Origin of the sequence: Nocardiopsis sp. FR4, from assembly GCF_009830945.1 — a bacterium.
GTDB lineage: Bacteria > Actinomycetota > Actinomycetes > Streptosporangiales > Streptosporangiaceae > Nocardiopsis.
Genome location: NZ_VWVV01000005.1, coordinates 219,613 through 237,565, shown reverse-complemented (window position 1 = coordinate 237,565; position 17,953 = coordinate 219,613). Strand labels below are relative to the sequence as shown.

At 73.4% G+C, this 17,953-nt stretch carries 12 protein-coding genes; 8 read left to right on the top strand and 4 right to left on the bottom strand.

The window, feature by feature from the left end; all coding sequences use genetic code 11:
- Window positions 1-162 precede the first annotated feature (162 nt).
- Window positions 163-2,220, top strand: a complete 2,058-nt coding sequence (locus tag FYW95_RS09040; protein WP_159943213.1) for a S8 family serine peptidase — start codon at window positions 163-165, stop codon at window positions 2,218-2,220.
- A gap of 20 nt (window positions 2,221-2,240) precedes the next feature.
- On the opposite strand, the gene FYW95_RS09035 is transcribed toward FYW95_RS09040, so the two are convergent.
- Together FYW95_RS09035 and FYW95_RS09030 are read right to left on the bottom strand one after the other, a co-directional pair.
- Entirely contained in the window at window positions 2,241-4,040 is a 1,800-nt protein-coding gene (locus FYW95_RS09035) for a caspase family protein (protein WP_159943214.1), read from the bottom strand.
- Window positions 4,037-4,426, bottom strand: a complete 390-nt coding sequence (locus FYW95_RS09030; RefSeq protein WP_159943215.1) for a hypothetical protein — start codon at window positions 4,424-4,426, stop codon at window positions 4,037-4,039. The genes FYW95_RS09035 and FYW95_RS09030 overlap by 4 nt, the downstream gene beginning before the upstream one ends.
- Before the next feature lie 522 nt (window positions 4,427-4,948).
- Here FYW95_RS09030 and rox point away from each other — a divergent pair.
- On the top strand, window positions 4,949-6,373 hold the full coding sequence (rox, locus tag FYW95_RS09025) for a rifampin monooxygenase (protein WP_159943216.1): 1,425 nt from the start codon (window positions 4,949-4,951) through the stop codon (window positions 6,371-6,373).
- Window positions 6,374-6,379: 6 nt separating this feature from the next.
- On the opposite strand, the gene FYW95_RS09020 is transcribed toward rox, so the two are convergent.
- Both FYW95_RS09020 and FYW95_RS09015 read right to left on the bottom strand, forming a co-directional pair.
- Complete coding sequence (locus tag FYW95_RS09020; RefSeq protein ID WP_159943217.1) at window positions 6,380-7,081, bottom strand: pentapeptide repeat-containing protein; 702 nt, start codon at window positions 7,079-7,081, stop codon at window positions 6,380-6,382.
- 51 nt (window positions 7,082-7,132) lie between these two features.
- A complete protein-coding gene (locus FYW95_RS09015) occupies window positions 7,133-8,704 on the bottom strand; it encodes a PucR family transcriptional regulator (protein ID WP_160050258.1) in 1,572 nt (523 codons plus the stop codon).
- Window positions 8,705-8,970: 266 nt separating this feature from the next.
- On the opposite strand from FYW95_RS09015, the gene FYW95_RS09010 reads away from it, so the two are divergent.
- The 6 genes from FYW95_RS09010 (at window position 8,971) to FYW95_RS28115 (ending at window position 17,848) form a co-directional block, all read left to right on the top strand.
- Complete coding sequence (locus tag FYW95_RS09010) at window positions 8,971-9,840, top strand: FAD binding domain-containing protein (RefSeq protein WP_159943219.1); 870 nt, start codon at window positions 8,971-8,973, stop codon at window positions 9,838-9,840.
- A complete protein-coding gene (locus FYW95_RS09005; RefSeq protein ID WP_159943220.1) occupies window positions 9,831-10,340 on the top strand; it encodes a (2Fe-2S)-binding protein in 510 nt (169 codons plus the stop codon). The genes FYW95_RS09010 and FYW95_RS09005 overlap by 10 nt, the downstream gene beginning before the upstream one ends.
- Window positions 10,337-11,716 carry an 8-oxoguanine deaminase gene (locus tag FYW95_RS09000; protein ID WP_159943221.1) on the top strand — a complete coding sequence of 460 codons (1,380 nt, stop codon included), beginning with the start codon at window positions 10,337-10,339 and terminating at the stop codon, window positions 11,714-11,716. Before FYW95_RS09005 ends, FYW95_RS09000 begins: the two co-directional genes overlap by 4 nt.
- Complete coding sequence (gene pucD, locus FYW95_RS08995; protein WP_159943222.1) at window positions 11,716-14,148, top strand: xanthine dehydrogenase subunit D; 2,433 nt, start codon at window positions 11,716-11,718, stop codon at window positions 14,146-14,148. The genes FYW95_RS09000 and pucD overlap by 1 nt, the downstream gene beginning before the upstream one ends.
- A gap of 184 nt (window positions 14,149-14,332) precedes the next feature.
- Window positions 14,333-15,775 (top strand): NCS2 family permease, encoded by a 1,443-nt coding sequence (locus FYW95_RS08990; RefSeq protein ID WP_159943223.1) that lies wholly within the window; start codon window positions 14,333-14,335, stop codon window positions 15,773-15,775.
- A gap of 174 nt (window positions 15,776-15,949) precedes the next feature.
- Window positions 15,950-17,848, top strand: coding sequence for a serine/threonine-protein kinase (locus FYW95_RS28115; protein WP_236572155.1), 1,899 nt, complete (start codon window positions 15,950-15,952; stop codon window positions 17,846-17,848).
- The last annotated feature ends 105 nt before the right edge of the window (window positions 17,849-17,953 follow it).

The following is a 17,953-nucleotide window of genomic DNA, read 5'->3' as shown; positions in this document are numbered from 1 at the left end:
AAATCCGCCGACCGGAACGAGCCGGTGGGAACACCTGCGCGACACCTCTCCCCAGGAACGATAAAGCGGACAAAAGGACCATTTACGCACTGGCTTTTACACCATCCTTGCTTCTTTCTGACACCGCGTTTAACGCCTTCAGGGCCGGGGCAGTGAACGCCCATGGCGCGGATAGACATTAACGGTTTCTCCTTCGACCCCGTCGGCCAGGCCGAACTGGTCGGCCTGGCCTCCCGGGAGGCACCCGACGCGTCCCGGTCCAACTACGTACTGGTCCAGGCACGGGGGCCCTTGTCCGAGGAGCAGAGGGCGCGGCTGGCCGAACTGGGCGCCGACATCCACGAATACGTTCCCGAGAACACGTACATGTGCGGCTACCGACCCGGTGACCTGGGACAGGTCCGGTCCCTGCCGTTCGTGGTGTGGGCCGATGTCTACTTCCCGGGGCTGAAGATCCCTCCGTCACTGCGCTCCGAGGCGGCCGAAGCCGTCTCCACGGCGTCGTTGGCCTCGGTTTCCGTGCCGCCCTCCCACACCCTTCGAGAAGTCGACGTGGTACTCCACCAGGACGTCGACACGGAGGCGGAGGAGGTCAGGCAGCACATAGCCTCCATTTCCCACCAGGAGGCGGGCGACCTGCGGATGGAGCGCCACAAGGTGCGGATCAGGGTCGAGGAGGGGAGGCTCGGCGACCTCGCGGCCCTGGACGAGGTCCGCAGCATCGAGGACGTGCCCCAGTGGAAACTCTTCAACGACGTGGCGTCCACGATCCTTCGAGCCGAAGTCGTTCTCGACGGAACGCCCTACCGGGGCGGCGGGGAGGTCGTCGCGGTCGCCGACACCGGGTTCGACAGGGGGTCCACCGTGGACACGCACCCGGCGTTCAGCGGGCGGGTGGCCAAGCTCTACGCCCTAGGGCGCCCGCGGAAGGACAGGTCCGACGACCCGCAGGGGCACGGCACCCACGTGGCGGGGTCGGTCCTGGGCGACTGGGAGTCCGCGACGATGGGCGGAAGGATCCGGGGGACCGCGCCGGAGGCCAGGCTGGTGCTGCAGTCCCTGTGGGGTTCGGACTTCCTCGGGCGCGTGGGACTCGTGGGCATCCCCACCGACCTGAACGACCTCTTCCTGCCGCCCTACCGCGACGACGGTGCCCGGGTCCACACGAATTCCTGGGGTGACAGCATCCCGGGGCGGCCCTACAACGCGAGCGCGCACGAAATCGACGAATTCGTGTGGAACCATCCCGACATGGTGATCTGCTTCGCCGCTGGAAACAGCGGAAAGGACCTCAACGCGAACGGAGTCGTCGACGCCGGTTCGATCGGATCCCAAGCAGCGGCCAAGAACTGCATCACCGTGGGCGCCAGCGAGAGCGACCGACCGGACTTCCGGCCCGGGTACGGCGATTACTGGCCCAAGGACTTTCCCGCCGACCCGATCAACTCCGACCCGCAGGCCGACTCCCCCGACGGGCTGGCCGCCTTCAGCAGCCGCGGGCCGACGAGGGAGAGGCGGATCAAACCCGATGTCGTCGCTCCGGGGACGTGCGTCCTCTCGGCGCTCTCACGCGCCGTCACCAGGGCGGACGAGACCTTCGGCCCGTCCAGGGATCCGCACCTGTTCTTCAGCAGCGGGACGAGCATGGCCACCCCGCTCGTGGCCGGGTGCGCCGCCGTCCTGCGCGAGACCCTGGTGAAGAACGGCGTTCCCGATCCCAGCGCGGCACTGGTCAAGGCGCTGCTCATCAACGGCGCCGTGGAGCTGACCGGGCAGTACTCGCCCTCGGAGAGCGGGGCCTCCCCCAACAACAACTCCGGTTTCGGACGCGTCGACCTCGCGGGTTCGATCATCGTCCCGGGCGCCGACCGCCGGGCCGGGTTCGAGCAGGGGCAGCCGTTGCGGCAGGGGGAGGAGCGCACCGGCGCGGTCCCGGTCCCCCGGCCCGCCGACGGCGGCGGTGTCACGCTCAAGGCCACACTGGTGTGGTCCGACCCGCCGGGCGCGGGCCTGCAGAACGACCTCGACCTGGTCGTACGGCTCTCCGACGGCCGGGAGCTGCACGGGAACACGGGGGCCTCGGAGGGCTTCGACCGCACGAACAACGTCGAGCAGGTGGTGTGGACCGACGTCCCGCCGGGCGAGGTCGGGATCACCGTTCGGGCCCACCGCATCACGCGGTTCCCCCAGCCCTACGCCTGTGTGTGGCGGATCGGCTGAGGGCGACCGCCGTCGCGGCACTAGAGGAACCGCTCCGCCAGGAACGAGAGCAGGAAGCCGAGCAGGAGGACCAGGGAGCAGAGGAGGATCAGGCAGTAGACGCCCCCGGACACCCAGGGGAGCGCCCGTCCGACCGCCCTGGCGCCCGGGTTCCGGCCAGCGCCTCCCGCGGCCCGGAGCCCGCGCCTGGTGACGGAGGCCAGCACCACGGCCGCGGCGCCCGCCAGCAGGCCGATCCAGGCGTCCGCGACCATCCCCGACTCCGTGAGGCGGTCGAGTTCGCTCCGCGCCTCGTCCCAGAACTCCCCGTCTCCGACGCGGTCGGCGAGGTGCCCTCCGCTGGTGACCGGTTCCAGGACCGCACGCACGGTGAACACCGCGGACACCGCGGTCGCGGCCAGGGCGGCCGCCGGCGCACGGGGGTACACCCACGCGGAGGGCGCCTCGCGCCCGGTCGCCGGAACGGCGGCCGTCAGCGGGGCGCTCCGGTGCGCGACGGGCCGCTCGGGCGGTGTGTCGTCCCGCCGCGGCTTCGGGGAGGGCGGTGCGGGCGTGTCGGCCCGGTCGGACAGGGGCACGACGTCCGCGGTGACGAGGACGACGGACTCGCCGGCGGGCCCCCGGAGGGTGATGGCTCCGCTCAGCGCCCCCGGCCGGGAGGTGTCCACCGAGACCTCCAGGGCGTCCTGTCTCTCCCGCACACGGATCCGGTCGTCCTCGGGGTGCGGGACGCAGTTGCGCGCGAGCGGGGGCCCCAGGAGCCGGACCAGGCGGTGGGGAGGGGGCGAGTTCTGGGGTACCCGACCGAACTCCAGCACGGTCGGGGAGGGTGAGAGCGCGACCTCGCCGACCAGGAGTCCGGCCTCGTGCGCGATCGACGTGATGTCGGTCCGCGCCAGCTCCAGCAGGGCCTCGCGGGCGCCCAGCGCGATCCGCAGGTCGGGGCTGCCCATGCGGAAGCGGAGTTCGGCGACGGCCCCCCGGCGGGTGTAGGGGTCGGGGCTGGCGACCGCCGCCCGCAGGTCTCCCGGGAGCGGCGCCGGGGTGATCCTCCTGCGACTGCTGCGGGCGAGGTAGAGGTCCCCCTGGAGGTCGACGCTGCGGCTCGGGGTCTGGTGCGGGTTCTCCCGGCGCACCCGGTCGAAGACGTACTCGTAGAGCTCGTCGAGCGACACCCGCCCGTCCTCGTCCAGATCCGCCTCCCCGGTCCGCAGACCGGTCACCAGCGCGTGGGTGAACACCGACGGCCGCGGCTCGGCGCCCTCGGTGAGGGCGGTGCCCTCGAAGGCGTACTCCATGGAGTTGGACGCCGTGATCACCGCCCAGCCGCGCCCGCCGCCGAGCTTCTCGCCGGCGAAGGCGTCTAGCACGTTCGCGTCCCCGGCGGCGCGGACCCCCATGCCCTGGGAGAAGGCGCCGCCGTAGCAGCAGTCGAGGAAGAGCACGACGCACCGCGCCCGGCAGGCCGCCATGCACCTGCGCACGAAGTCCGCCGGGACCGCGGTCGAGGCCAGCCGGTGGGGCACGGTGTTCGTGGCCGCGAAGAAGAGCTCGCTGGAGGCGTTCTTCAGGCCGTGGCAGGAGAAGTGCAGGATCAGCGCATCGCCGGGGCGGCGGTCGGCGAAGAAGTCGTCCACGCGCATCAGGATCGAGTGTGAGGGCTCGTTCCGAGCCACCTGCACCTCGAATCCACCGATCCGGGGATCGCTCAGGACACCGGCCAGCGCCACCGCGTCCTTGGCCGGCGACAGCAGGCGCCGGAGTCCCTCGTCCCGGTACTCGTCGTTGGCGACGATCAGGGCGTACCGGGAGTCACTCATGGCTCGGCCCGGGCGGTGGTGTGCCGGGCGACGAAGAGCTCGAACGACCCCGACACATGCTCCGGTGAGGCGTCGGATATCTCAAGGACGTCTCCGTCGATCACCAGCCGGATGGTCGGACGCGTCCGGCTGCGGTTGCGCCAGTCCCGGATGGCCTCGATGACCTGGCGCAACGCCGCGGCGGACTGGCCCAGCGTGACCAGCAGCGCCCCGGCCTCGACCACCCCGAAGGCGCGCGCTCCCGGCGGAGGCGCCGCGCCCCGGAGCGGGCACACGTCCTCCACGTCGAGTTCGAGGAGTTCCCGCCGAAGGCGGCCGGTCGTCTCGTCCAGACGCTCGGCGTCGGCTTCCTCCTCGGAGAGGAAGACTTCGAGTGGAGTGCTCACCGGGCCGCCCCTTTCTGCCGGGAGGCGTGACGCGGGTCCGGTTCTGACCACCTGTGACCCAGTCTTGTCACTCTCGGTTGCTTTGGCAATAGGGGAACGGCCCCGGCGGGGGGAGGGAAGCACACGGCCGCCGGTTCACCTGCCACTCGGCCGGTGCGGACGCCGCGGCGGCACGGCGGGGGCGCCTTCGGCCGGTTCCGGCCGCGCCAGGGCGGAATACCCGCCGAACGCAGCCCCCGGGGCCGGTGACCGGACGGTCGTCCCCAGCGGGGACTCCGGCCGGAGGGACGCGCACCGCCCGGGACACCACGGAGGGCCCCGATCGCGTCACCCGGAGTGACGAACAGGGGAAAACTCCCCGCCACTCTCAACGTATAGCGCACCCCGGGGCTTGCGGCAAGACCCCGGTCGTGCCGCACAATCGTCGACCGTGGCCGGAAACCGCAGGTGTAGGCGGGACCGCGACGCGCCATCCGCGCGGGGCGACCGGCCGCGACACGGGCTCGGCGAACGGGGATTCTCATGGTGGACGTGATCGTGGTCGGTGCCGGACCGACCGGGCTGATGCTGGCCATCGAACTGCGACTGCGGGGCGTGGGCGTGACCGTCCTGGAGCGGGAGGCGGAGTCGACCAGGCAGGTCCGCGCGCTCGGCCTGCACGTGCGCAGCATCGAGATCATGGACCAGCGCGGACTGCTGGAGCGGTTCCTCGCGCACGGCAAGCAGTACAGGGTGGGCGGCTTCTTCGCGGGGCTGGGCACGTCGTGGCCCGAGGGGCTGGACACCGCGCACTCCTACGTCCTGGGCATCCCGCAGACCCTCACCGAGCGCCTGCTGGGCGAGCACGCCGCCGAACTCGGCGTGGCGGTCAGGCGGAAGCGCACGCTGGTGGGGGTGGACCAGGACGGGGACGGGGTGAGCGCCGAACTGGACGACGGCACGCGGCTGCGCGCACGCTACCTCGTCGGCTGCGACGGCGGCCGCAGCACGGTGCGCAAGCTGCTCGGCGTCGGCTTCCCCGGTGAGCCCGCCCGGAAGGAGACGCTGCTGGGCGAGATGGAACTGGATGTCGCGCCGGAGACGCTGGCAGCCGTGACCGCCGAGGTCAGCAAGACCCGGTTCCCGTTCGGCGCCATGCCGCTGGAGGACGGGGCCTACCGCGTCATCGTCCCCGCCGCGGGAGTGTCCGAGGACCGCACGGTCCCGCCGACCCTGGCGGACTTCCAGCGGCAGCTGCGGGCCGTCGCGGGCACCGACCTCGGCGCGCACTCCCCGCGGTGGCTCTCCCGGTTCACCGACGCCACCCGGCTGGCCGAGCGCTACCGCAGTGGCCGGGTGCTGCTGGCGGGCGACGCCGCGCACATCCACCCGCCCACCGGAGGGCAGGGGCTCAACCTCGGCGTCCAGGACGCGTTCAACCTCGGCTGGAAACTGGCCGCCGAGGTCCGGGGCTGGGCGCCGGAGGACCTGCTGGACAGCTACGAGTCCGAGCGGCGCCCGGTGGCGGCCCGGGTCCTGGAGAACACCCGCGCGCAGACGGAGCTGATGTCCGCCGAGCCGGGCCCCAGGGCGGTGCGCGGGCTGCTGTCGGAGCTCATGGAGTTCGAGGAGGTCAACCGGTACCTGATCGAGAAGATCACCGCGATCGGGGTCCGCTACGACCTCGGGGAGGGGCACGGGCTGCTGGGCAGGCGCATGCGCGACGTCGAACTGAAGGGGGGCCGCCTCTACGAGCTGATGCGCGGCGGGCGCGGACTCCTCCTCGACGGAACCGGTCGGCTCTCGGTGACGGGCTGGGCGGACCGGGTCGACCGCGTCGCGGCCGGGGACGGGCAACTCCCGGCACCCGCCGTGCTGCTGCGGCCGGACGGGCACGTGGCGTGGGTCGGCGAGGACCAGGCGGACCTGCGCGACCACCTGCCCAGATGGTTCGGCGCCGCCGCCTGAGCGCCTCTATTCCACGACGGTGATGCCCAGGGCGGCCAGGATCGCGCCCGCCTGCGCGGGGCCGATGCTGGCCCCGCGCAGGTACCCGGCCTGCTCCAGGGTGGGCTCGCCCAGGTCGGCACCGCGAAGGTCGGCCCCGGCCAGGCGGGCGTTGACCAGGTTGGCGCCGCGCAGCCGCGACTCCGCCCATACCGTCTCGCGCAGGTCGGCGCCGGCCAGGTCGGCCTCGTCCATGCGCAGGCCCTCCAGGGTCTGTCCACGCAGTGACAGGCCCTTGCAGCGCGCCAGCATGAGGTTGCAGTGCGCGAAGGTGTAGCCGACCCCCTTCAGGGAGGTCAGCCCCGCCCCGGTCATCCGGCAGCCGCTGAAGGCGGTGTCGGTGAGCAGGGCGCCCTGCCAGCGGGTGTTGGCCAGGTCCACCCGCTCGAACCGGGCGTCGGCGCACTCGGCGTGCGCGAACACCGCCCCGGCGGCGCTGCCGCCGGTGAGGGCGGCCCCGTCCAGGAGGGCGTGCTCCAGGCGGGCGCCGTCCAGGCGGCAGTCGCGGAAGGCGGCGCCGACCAGGTCGGTCTCGCGCAGGTCGGCCCCGGTCAGGTCGCAGCGCACGAACACGCGCGGGCGCTCTCCGGGATCGGCCAGCACCTCGCGCAGGTCGGCGCCGCGCAGGTCCGCGCCGGTGGTCTCGGGGGTGGAGAAGTCAGTACTCATCGCGCGCACCCTAGCGGCTGGCGGGGACGTTTCGCGGCCCGGTCGGGGCGCTCAGTCGCGCAGTTTGAGGGCCAGGAACAGGTCCACCCGGTGCTCCAGGCTGCTCAGGTCCCGCCCGGTCAGCTCCTCGACCCGGCCGATGCGGTACCGCAGTGTGTTGACGTGCACGTGCATGGACGCCGCACAGCGCTGCCAGGAGCCCGAGTGGGCGAGGAACTGCTCCAGGGTCTGCACCAGCTCCGAGCGGTGGTCGCGGTCGTAGGCCAGCAGCGGGCCCAGCAGCCGGTCGCGATAGGAGGACTGGACCTCCTCGGGGACCGAGGCCAGCAGCAGCTCGTGCGAGTCGATCTCGGCCCCGGCGATCACCCGGGCGCGGCCCCCGCGCAGCTCGGCCAGGCGGCGGGCGTGGCGGGCCTCCACCGCGGCACCGCGCAGCTCGGGCACGCCGCGCACCGCCGAGCTCAGGCCCAGGGCGAGCCGGTGGTCGAGCAGTCCGCCCTCCAGGATCCGGGCGCGGTGCACCAGGGTGGCGCGGAACTCCTCTGCGCGGGTTCGGGCCTGGGGGCCCCAACCGCCCACGGGGAGGACGACCAGGGTGTCCTCGTCGCCGGTGACCGCGGCGCCGGGGTGGTCGGCGACGAGTTCGGCGACCACCCGCCGGGCCAGGTCGGGCACGCGGGGCTCGGGCAGCATCACGGCGCTGACCACCACGTGCGCGCCGTCCACCCCGTCGGCCGCGCCGGTGCCGCGCAGGAGTTCGGTGACCTCGTCGAAGCGCTGGGCGGCCAGCAGCCGGGGCAGGCCCTCCAGGTGGCGGGCGTCGTTCAGGGCGCGTTCCTCGGCGCGGCTGCGGGCGAGCACGGCGATGGAGGCCAGTTCGGCCACCGACTCGTGCTCCTCCTCGGTCCAGGCGGTGTGGTCGCCCTCGCACACCAGCAGCCAGGTGGCGAGCGGGTGGGACTCCTTGGTCTGCACGGGCATGACCGTGAGCGGGCGGCCCTCCTGCTCGGGCAGGCGGACGGTGTGCGGGAAGAAGGTCCAGGTCAGAGCTCTGGCGGCGAGCCACTCGCGGTCGGCTCGGGGCAGGGGTTCACCGGAGGCGGCGACGTGGCGGCCGGTGGAGGAGAGGATCCAGGCGGTCCGCCCGGCCTGCTCGGCGGCCTGGGCGAAGGCCGGGGGCAGGTCGGCTCCGGCGGCGACCTCGGCCATGAGCCGGCGGTGGCGGTCGCGGGTCTCGGCGATGCTGCTGAGCCGTTGCTGGGTCAGGGAGCGCAGCACCTCCTCGGTGACCGCCCCGAAGGAGGTCTCCGGCGGAACCTCCACCAGGGGCATGTCGTGGTCGCGGCAGGCCTGGACCAGGTCGGCGGGGACCTCGCCCAGGGCGGTTCCGGCGCCGATGGCGACCGCTCCGGCGCCGGCCACGGAGGACACGAAGGTCTCGGAGTCCTCCGGACGGGTGCGCCACATCATGCCGGTGAGGACGAACTCGCCGCCGCGCAGGTAGCGGGCGGGTTGGAGCAGATCGGTGGTGTAGGCCCAGCGCAGGACGCGGTCCGCGTGTTCGGACCCCGTCACAAACCTCAGGTGCAGCCGCTTGACCGCGAGCAGCTCACTGATCCGCATGAACGTCCCTCTTGTCGCTCTGGTGGGCGGGCCCGGGCCCGCGAGTGGTGCGGGGGTCACCTGCGGTGACCCTGGGAAACACCGCTTGTAGGAATCGACCAACCATAACCGTTCGTTCACCGAACACTTCATGTCTTCACTTGCTGGTAAGGCACGCGCTCCCAGTGGTGTACTTCACAGCATCACCCGACAACCAGGGATGACGCGACCTTGAAGGGCCGACCGCGAGTGGGCGGCGGCGAGAACGCGGCGACAAGAGGACCAGCATGGAGTTCCTGAGCCCCTCCACCCTGGAGGAGGCACTCGAGGCCAAAAGCGCCCAACCGGACGCGGTGCCGATCATGGGCGGCACCGACGTGATGGTGGAGCTCAACTTCGACAAGCGGCGACCGCCAGCCCTGATCGACCTGACCCGGATCCCGGAGCTGGCCGAGTTCGGGCCGGAGGACGGCCACACCCGCCTGGGCGCCGGGGTGTCCTACACGACGGTGATCCAGCACCTGTCGGGGGCGGCCCCGGCCCTGGCCCGGGCCTCCCGGTCGGTGGCCTCCCCGCAGATCCGCAACCGGGGCACCGTGGGCGGCAACCTGGGCGGGGCCTCCCCCGCCGGTGAGTCCCACCCGCCGCTGCTGGCCACCGACGCGGTGGTGGAGCTGGCGTCGGTGCGGGGCAGGCGCCGGGTGCCCGCCCGCGAGTTCTACCTGTCCCTGCGCACCACGGCCAGGCGCGAGGACGAACTGATCACGGCGGTGCTGCTGCCCGAGCCCGCGGGCCCCCAGCAGTTCGCCAAGATCGGCACGCGCAACGCGATGGTCATCGCGGTGACCTCCTTCGCCCTGGCCCTGGACGCCGAGCGCCGGGCCGTGGGCACCGGGATCGGTTCGGCCGGTCCCACACCGCTGCGCGCGGAGGCGGCGGAGGAGTTCCTGGCCGGGGAGTTCGACTGGGAGAACGCGACCCCGCCCTCGGAGGCCGTGGTCCGCCGGTTCGGCGAACTGGTGGCCGCCGCGGCCCGCCCCATCGACGACCAGCGGGGCAGCGCCGAGTACCGCAGGCACGCCCTGGCGGTGATGGCGCGCCGCGCGCTGAGCTGGTCGGTCACCGACTACCGGAAGGGAGTCACGCGATGCGCGTGAGTTTCAACGTCAACGGCGAGGACGTGACCGCCGACGACGTGTGGCCGGGCGAGAGCCTGCTGTACGTGCTGCGCGAGCGGCTGGGCCTGCCGGGCAGCAAGAACGCCTGTGAACAGGGCGAGTGCGGGTCGTGCACGGTCTACTTCGACGGTGTGACGGCGTGTTCGTGCATGATCGCCGCCGGGCAGGCGCAGGGGCGCACGGTGCGCACCGTGGAGGGCCTGGCCGAGGGGTCGGGCAAGGGCACCGAACGCGAGCTGGGCACGGTGCAGGAGGCCTTCGTGGAGGCGGGCGCCGTGCAGTGCGGTTTCTGCACCCCGGGCCTGCTGGTGCAGACCGACGACCTGCTGGAGCGCACGGTGGGCGCGGGCGGCCCCGTGCCGGACGACGCCGAGATCCGCGAGGCGCTGGCGGGCAACCTGTGCCGCTGCACCGGGTACGAGAAGATCCTGGACGCGGTGCGCCTGGCCGCCGAGCGGCGTGCGGGGAGCAGCGCATGAGCGGGACCGACAGCGCTTCCACGGCGCGGGGTTTCGCCGTCGAGGGCGCACACGTGGTGACCGTGGACGGCGCCGAGTACGCCGACGGGCACGTGGTGGTCCGGGGCGGGCGGATCGCGGCCGTGGGCCCGGGCCCCGCCCCGGCCCCCGCCGGGGTCGAGCGGGTGGACGGGCGCGGCTGCCTGGTCACGCCGGGCCTGGTCAACACGCACAACCACCTCTACCAGTGGGCGACGCAGGGATTGTTCGCCGACGGCACGCTCTTCGAGTGGTTGGTGGGCTCCTACGAGATCTGGGGCCGCCTGGACGCCGACGTGGTGTCGGGCACCACCGCGGCCGGTCTGGCCCACCTGGCCCTGTCGGGGTGCACCACCGCCTCCGACCACCACTACGTCTACCCCTCCGGGCGCGGCGACATCGTGGCCGCGGAGGTGGAGGCCGCCCGCGAGGTGGGCGTGCGACTGGACCTGGCCCGCGGGTCGATGGACCGGGGCCGCAGCCAGGGCGGGCTGCCGCCGGACGCGGTGGTGGAGACGCTGGAGCGGGCCCTGGCGGGTACCGCCGAGGCGATCGACGCCCACCACGACACCTCCTCCGACGCGATGACCCGGGTGGCGGTGGCCCCGTGCTCGCCGTTCTCGGTCTCGCGCGAGCTGATGGTGGAGGCCGCGGCACTGGCCCGCGACCGGGGAGTGCGGATGCACACCCACCTGGCCGAGACCCTCGACGAGGAGGAGCAGTGCCGGGCCGAGTTCGGGTGCACCCCGGTGGAGTACGCCGAGAAGCTCGGCTGGCTGGGCCAGGACGTGTGGTTCGCGCACGCGGTGCACCTGTCGGACGCGGCGATCGGCCGGATCGCGGCCACCGGCACCGGGGTGGCGCACTGCCCCACCTCCAACGCCCGTCTGGGCGCGGGCATCTGCCGGGTCACCGAACTGCTGGAGGCGGGCGTGCCCGTGGGGCTGGGCGTGGACGGTCCGGCCTCCAGTGAGCTGACCCCGCTGTCCGGTGAGATGCACCAGGCGCTGCTCATGGCGCGCGCCCGCAAGGGACCCCAGGGTCTGACCGCCCGCCAGGCGCTGGAGATGGCCACCCTGGGCGGCGCCCGGGTGCTGGGCCGCGAGGCCGAGCTGGGTTCCCTGGCGGTCGGCAAGCTGGCCGACATCGCCCTGTGGCGGATGGACGGGTTCGGCTACGACGTCATCGCCGACCCGGTGGTGGCGGCGGTCTTCGGCCCCACCCCGCCCCTGGAGCGGCTCTGGGTCGGCGGCCGCACGGTCGTCGACCGCGGGGAGCTGCGCACCCTGTCCGCCGAGAGCGCCGCCGCGCGCGGCCGTGCGGCGCACCGCACCCTGACGCAGGAGGTGAGCCGCTGATGGCGGCGACGACCCGTACCGTGACGGACCTGACCAGCACCACCAAGGACGGGGTGGGCGCCAGCCCGCGCCGCCCCGACGGCACGCTGAAGGTGACCGGCGAGTTCGCCTACTCCTCGGACATGTGGATGGAGGACATGCTGTGGGGGGCGACCCTGCGCAGCCCCCACCCGCACGCGGAGATCCTGGGCATCGACATCACCGAGGCGCTGAAGGTGCCCGGGGTGCACGCGGTGCTCACCCACGAGGACGTGCCCGGCGCCAAGCGCTACGGGCTGGAGCACCAGGACCAGCCGGTGCTGGCCATCGACAAGGTGCGCTACAAGGGCGAGGCGGTGGCCGTGGTGGCCGCCGACCACCCCGAGACGGCCCGCCGGGCGATGGAGCGCATCCGGGTGGACTACCGGGTGCTGGAGCCGGTCAGCGACTCCCGCCGGGCCGCGCTGGACCCCGACTGCCCGCTGGTGCACGAGCCCGGAGTGCTGGAGGAGCACCCCGAGTACAACCAGCGCGGCAACCGGCTGCGCTACCAGCCGGTGCGCACCGGCGCGTTCTCCGGGGTGGCGGGGTCGGCCGAGCGGGAGAGGGAGGTGCTGGAGCGCCTGCGCGCCGAGGCCGACGTGGTCGTGGCCTCCGAGTACGAGGTCGGCATGCAGGACCAGGCCTTCCTGGGCCCGGAGTCGGGCATGGCCGTCCCGGCCGGGGACGGCGGCGTGGACCTGTACGTGGCCACGCAGTGGCTGCACGTGGACCAGCGGCAGATCGCCCCGGCGCTGGGGCTGCCGCAGGAGAAGGTGCGGCTGACCCTGGCGGGCGTGGGCGGGGCCTTCGGGGCCCGCGAGGACCTGTCGATGCAGATCCACGCGTGCCTGCTGGCGCTGCGCACCGGCAAACCGGTCAAGTTCGTGTACAACCGCGAGGAGTCCTTCTACGGTCACGTGCACCGGCACCCGGCCAAGATGCGCTACGAGCACGGGGCGCGCTCGGACGGCACGCTGCTGTACGCCACCGCGGAGATCATCGTGGACGGCGGCGCGTACGCGTCGGCGACCCCGGCGGTGGTGGGCGTGGCCTCCTCCCTGGGCATCGGCCCCTACGAGGTACCGAACGTGCTGGTGGACGCCTACGGCGTGTACACCAACAACCCGCCGTGCGGCGCGATGCGCGGGTTCGGCGCGGTGCAGGCCTGCTTCGCCTACGAGTCGCAGATGGACCGGCTCGCCGAGGAGCTGGGCATGCACCCGGTGGACCTGCGGATCAGGAACGCCATGTCGCAGGGCTCGCGGATCATCACGGGCCAGGAGATCGACATGCCGCTGCCGATGGCGGAGATGCTGCGCCGGTGCCGCGACCTGCCGATGCCGCCCGCGCGCGAGGAGCTGGCCGACCCGGCCGACCCGCGCACCCTGCCGGGCGGGGTGGCGGGCACCACGCACGGCGAGGGCGTGGTGCGCGGTGTGGGCTACGGCCTGGGCCTGAAGAACCTGTGCTTCTCGGAGGGCTTCGACGACTACTCCACCGCGCGGGTGCGCCTGGAGGTGGTCGGCGGCGAGCCGGTGGTGCTGGTGCACACCGCCGCGGCCGAGGTCGGCCAGGGCCTGGTGACCGTCAAGGGCCAGATCGCCCGGACCGAGCTGGGCGTGGAGAAGGTGGTCATCGCCCCCTCCGACACCCAGGTGGGCTCGGCGGGCTCCTCCTCGGCCTCGCGCCAGTCGTACATGACCGGCGGCGCGGTCCGCACGGCGTGCGCGTCGGTGCGTGCGGAGGTGTTCGCGCTGGCCCGCGAGCGCGGGGTGGTGCCCGAGGGCCTGGACGACACGGACCTGTCGCTGGTCGGCGGCAAGCTGGTGTCGGCCACCGCCGGGGCGCTGGTCTCCCTGGCCGACCTGCTGGGCGACTCCGCCCGGGGGGGCACGGTGGTGGAGCACACGCGCGAGTACCACCACCGACCCACCGAGATGCTCGACCCGAAGCTGGGCCAGGGCTCCTCGCACACCCAGTTCGGGATGTGCGTCCACCGCGCGGTGGTGGACGTGGACGTGGAGCTGGGCCTGGTGAAGGTCGTGGCGCTGGACGCGGTGCAGGACGTGGGCAAGGTGATGCACCCCCAGCAGCTGGAGGGGCAGATCCAGGGCGGTTCCACACAGGGGCTGGGCCTGGCGCTGATGGAGGAGGTGCAGGTGCGGGACGGCGAGATCCGCAACCCGTCCTTCACCGACTACCTCATCCCCACGATCCTGGACACGCCGCCGATGCGGATCGAGGTGCTGGAGCACCCGGACCCGCACTCGCCCTACGGGCTGCGGGGCGCGGGTGAGCCGCCGACGCTGTCGTCGACCCCGGCGATCGTGGCCGCGGTGCGCGCCGCCACGGGCAGGCCGCTGACGCACGCCCCGGTGCGCCCGGAGGACATCGTGGGCATCGAGCTGTAGCCGCGGGGCGGACGAGGTCCGCCCCGCCACGAACCGCCCGCCCCGGGTCCGTCGGCGTCCTCGGCGCCGGGGCGGGTGCCCCGAGGGACAGCGTCGTCCCGCGCCACCCCGACTGACTACGCATTGCACACACCCCCTTACTCATGGCATCCGTCGCCATGCTCATCTCCCTCCAGGAGGGGACATGATCCAACTCAAGGACACCGGTCCTCGTCCGCAGGACCGGTCGCCCACGGCTCGATCCTGGCTCGACCGCTTCTTCTTCATCAGTGAGCGCGGCTCCACCCTCGGACGCGAGCTCCGGGGCGGGCTCACGACCTTCATGGCGATGGCCTACATCATCGTCCTGAACCCGATCATCCTCAGCAGCGTCCCCGACGCCAACGGCGACTTCCTCTCCCCCGGCCAGCTGACCACCATGACCGCGCTGGCGGCGGGGCTGGTCACGGTCATGATGGGTGTGGTCGGGCGCGCCCCGATCGCCTGCGCCGCCGCACTCGGCGTGATGGCGGTCGTGGCCTACCAGGCGGCCCCCGTGATGTCCTGGCCGGAGGTGATGGGCCTGGTCGTGTGGCAGGGCGTCGCCATCATCCTCATGGTGGCCACCGGCGTACGGACCGCCGTGATGAACGCGTTGCCGCACAACCTCAAGATGGCCATCGGTGTGGGCATCGGCCTGTTCGTGGCCCTCATCGGCCTGTCCAACGCCGGGTTCGTCAGCGCGGGCGAGGGCGGCGGCCTGCTCCAGCTCGGTGCCGCCGGGGGCGGGGGCCACCTCGACGGCTGGCCGATCCTGGTCTTCGTGTCCGGCCTGGTCCTGGCCGGCGTCCTGCTGGTGCGCGGGGTGCCCGGTGCGATCTTCTACGGCATCGTCGGCGCCACCGTGCTCGCGATCATCGTCCACTACGCGGCCGGGCTGGGCGACGAGGCCTGGGGCGGCGGCAGCCCCCGGCTGCCCGGCAACCCGTTCGCGGTGCCCGACTTCGGCCTGCTGTTCCAGGTCGACATGTTCGGCGCCTGGACCTCGGCCGGTGCGACCACGGCGGGGGTCATCCTGTTCACCCTGGTGCTGGCCGGGTTCTTCGACGCCCTGGGCACCATCCTGGCCATCGGCACCAAGGCCAACATCGCCGACGCCGACGGACAGATGCCGCGCGTCAACCAGATCCTGGTGACGGACGGCGCCGGTGCCGTGACCGGCGGGCTGACCAGCTCCTCCGCCACGCTGGTGTTCGTCGAGTCCACGGCGGGGGTGAGCGAGGGGGCCAGGACCGGTCTGGCGAGTGTGGTGACGGGCCTGTTCTTCCTCGCGGCGATCTTCCTCGCCCCGGTGTTCGGCATCGTCCCGGCGCAGGCCGCCTCCGTCGCGATGGTGCTGGTGGGCGCCATGATGATGATGCACATCAGGGAGATCGAGTGGACGGACATCTCCGTCGCGATCCCGGCTTTCCTGACCATCGCGATGATGCCGTTCACCTTCGACATCGCCAGTGGTATCGGCATCGGCATCATCTCCTACACGGTGGTCAGGACCGCGCAGGGACGCCTGCGTGAGGTGGGCTGGCTGATGTGGGTGCTCACGGCCGTGTTCGCGTTCCACTTCTCCATGCACGCCCTCGGGCTCTGAGCGCCCGGCCCGAGCGGCGTGGGGAGGCCGGGTCGCCTGGTGCGGCCCGGCCTCCTCGTACGCCGGTCGGTAAGCACACTGTGTCCTCTCCGGCAGAACGCGCGGGCCGTTTCGCACGTCACAGTGGACGAAGCAGGCCGCGACCAGCGGCTTCCCCCGACGACGAGGCACGCCATGACCACACCCCTCCTGCCCTCCGACCCGACCCGCATCGGCCGCTACGCCGTGTCGGCGCGTATCGGCAGCGGCGGCCAGGGCACCGTCTACCTGGCGCGGGCCGAGGACGGCACGCCCGTGGCGGTCAAGGTCCTGACCGGCTCCTGGGGCGGGGACACCCGGCAGCGTGAGCGCTTCGCCAAGGAGTTGGCGGCGGCGCGCCGGGTGGCCCCGTTCTGCACGGCGGCGGTGCTGGACGCGGACATGCGCGCCGAGGTGCCCTTCATCGCCAGCGAGTACGTGCCGGGGCCCACGCTGCGCGAGGCGGTGCGCCGGGAGGGGCCGCGCACCGGGGCCGCGCTGGAGCGGCTGGCGATCGCCACCGTGACCGCGCTGGCCGCCGTGCACCAGGCGGGCGTGGTGCACCGCGACCTCAAGCCGGGCAACGTCATCCTGGGCCCGGACGGCCCGCGGGTCATCGACTTCGGCATCGCGCGCCTGCTGGACGCCACCCAGCAGACCACCACGGTGGCGGGCACCCCGGCGTACATGTCGCCGGAACAGGTCCGGGGCGCCCCGGTGGGTCCGTCCAGCGACATGTTCTCCTGGGCCGCGGTGATGGCCTACGCGGCCACCGGGCACCACGCCTTCCCCGGGGACGACACCATGGCGGTGATCGACCGGGTGCTGCGGGCCGAGCCGGAGCTGGACGACGTCCCCGAGCCGCTGAGGTCGGTGCTGCGGGCGTGCCTGGCCAAGGAGCCCGCGGACCGTCCGGGCGCGGTGGCGGTGCTGGGGTGGCTGATCGGCCGCGAGATGCCGGTGGCCGAGCCGACGGAGGCCACCCAGATCCTGGCCGAGGTCTCCACGGCCGTGGACGAGGGCACGGCGCGCATCCGGCTTCCGGTGCGGGGGTGGGCGGTGCCCGAGGCAGGACCGCGGGGCGGGGAGGGGGCCGTCCGCCAGGAGGCCGCGGGCCCGGAGAAGGGCTTCATCGCCGAGAGCCCCACCCTCCCGCAGGGCAGCCCCGGCGACGGCGGGGCCGGGTACACCGGCCCGGTCCTGGACAAGGGCTTCCGGGTCGAGGGCCAGACCCCCGCCCTCCCCCAGGGCGGTCCGGGGGACGGCGGGGCCGGGTACTCCGGAGGGGGGAGCTCCGCCCCGGGCCCGGAGAAGGGCTTCATCGCCGAGAGCCCCACCCTCCCGCAGGGCACCCCGGGGGACGGCGGAGCCGGGTTCGGGGGCGGGGAGGGGACGCTTCCCGGCACCGACGTGCCGCCCCCGGTCCGGCCCCGCGGGGGCAGGCGGTCGGCCGCCGCCCTGCGGCGGCGGCGCACGGCCGGATGGGCGGCCACGGGCGCCGCGACGGTGCTCGCCGTGCTCGGCGGTCTGCTGTTCTGGGCCACCCAGCAGGAGCCGCCGCGGGCGGAACCCACCGGCTCCACGCCTTCGGTCGAGTCCCCCGACACCTCTCCCGTGGGCGACGGCGCCCCCGTGACCGGCGAGGCCTCGGCGGGCCCCGAGGTCCGCGAGAGCATCGCGGAGCAGCCCTCCCGGGAGGAGGAGCAGGAGACGCAGCGGCCGTGGACCGACTGCGACACCGACCCCCACGCCTGGGGCTGCGCGCGGACCGAGCCGCCGGAGTGCACGCACGAGTCCTGCGCCGAGCCCACGGACGGGGAGGGCGACGGCACCGGGGACGGGCACACCGACGGCGACGGAACCGGGGGCGGGGACGACGGGACCCGTGACGGCGGGGGAACCGGTGGCGGCGACACCGGCGGCGGGGACACCGGGACCGGCGCCCCCCAGGGCGGGGGCGAGGAGCCCGACCCGGGCGGGGAGGACCCCGGCGCCGGCCGTGTGGACGAGGAGGCTCGCGAGCCCGGCGGCCAGGAGCCCGACACCCTCTGGTAGCAGCGGCACCGCCGTTCCCGCCCCGGCCGGGGCGGGAACGGCTTTCTTCCCGTTGACAGGGCTCCGGAGCACACCTAAGTTGTCAATGTCAACTTCGCTTCGAGG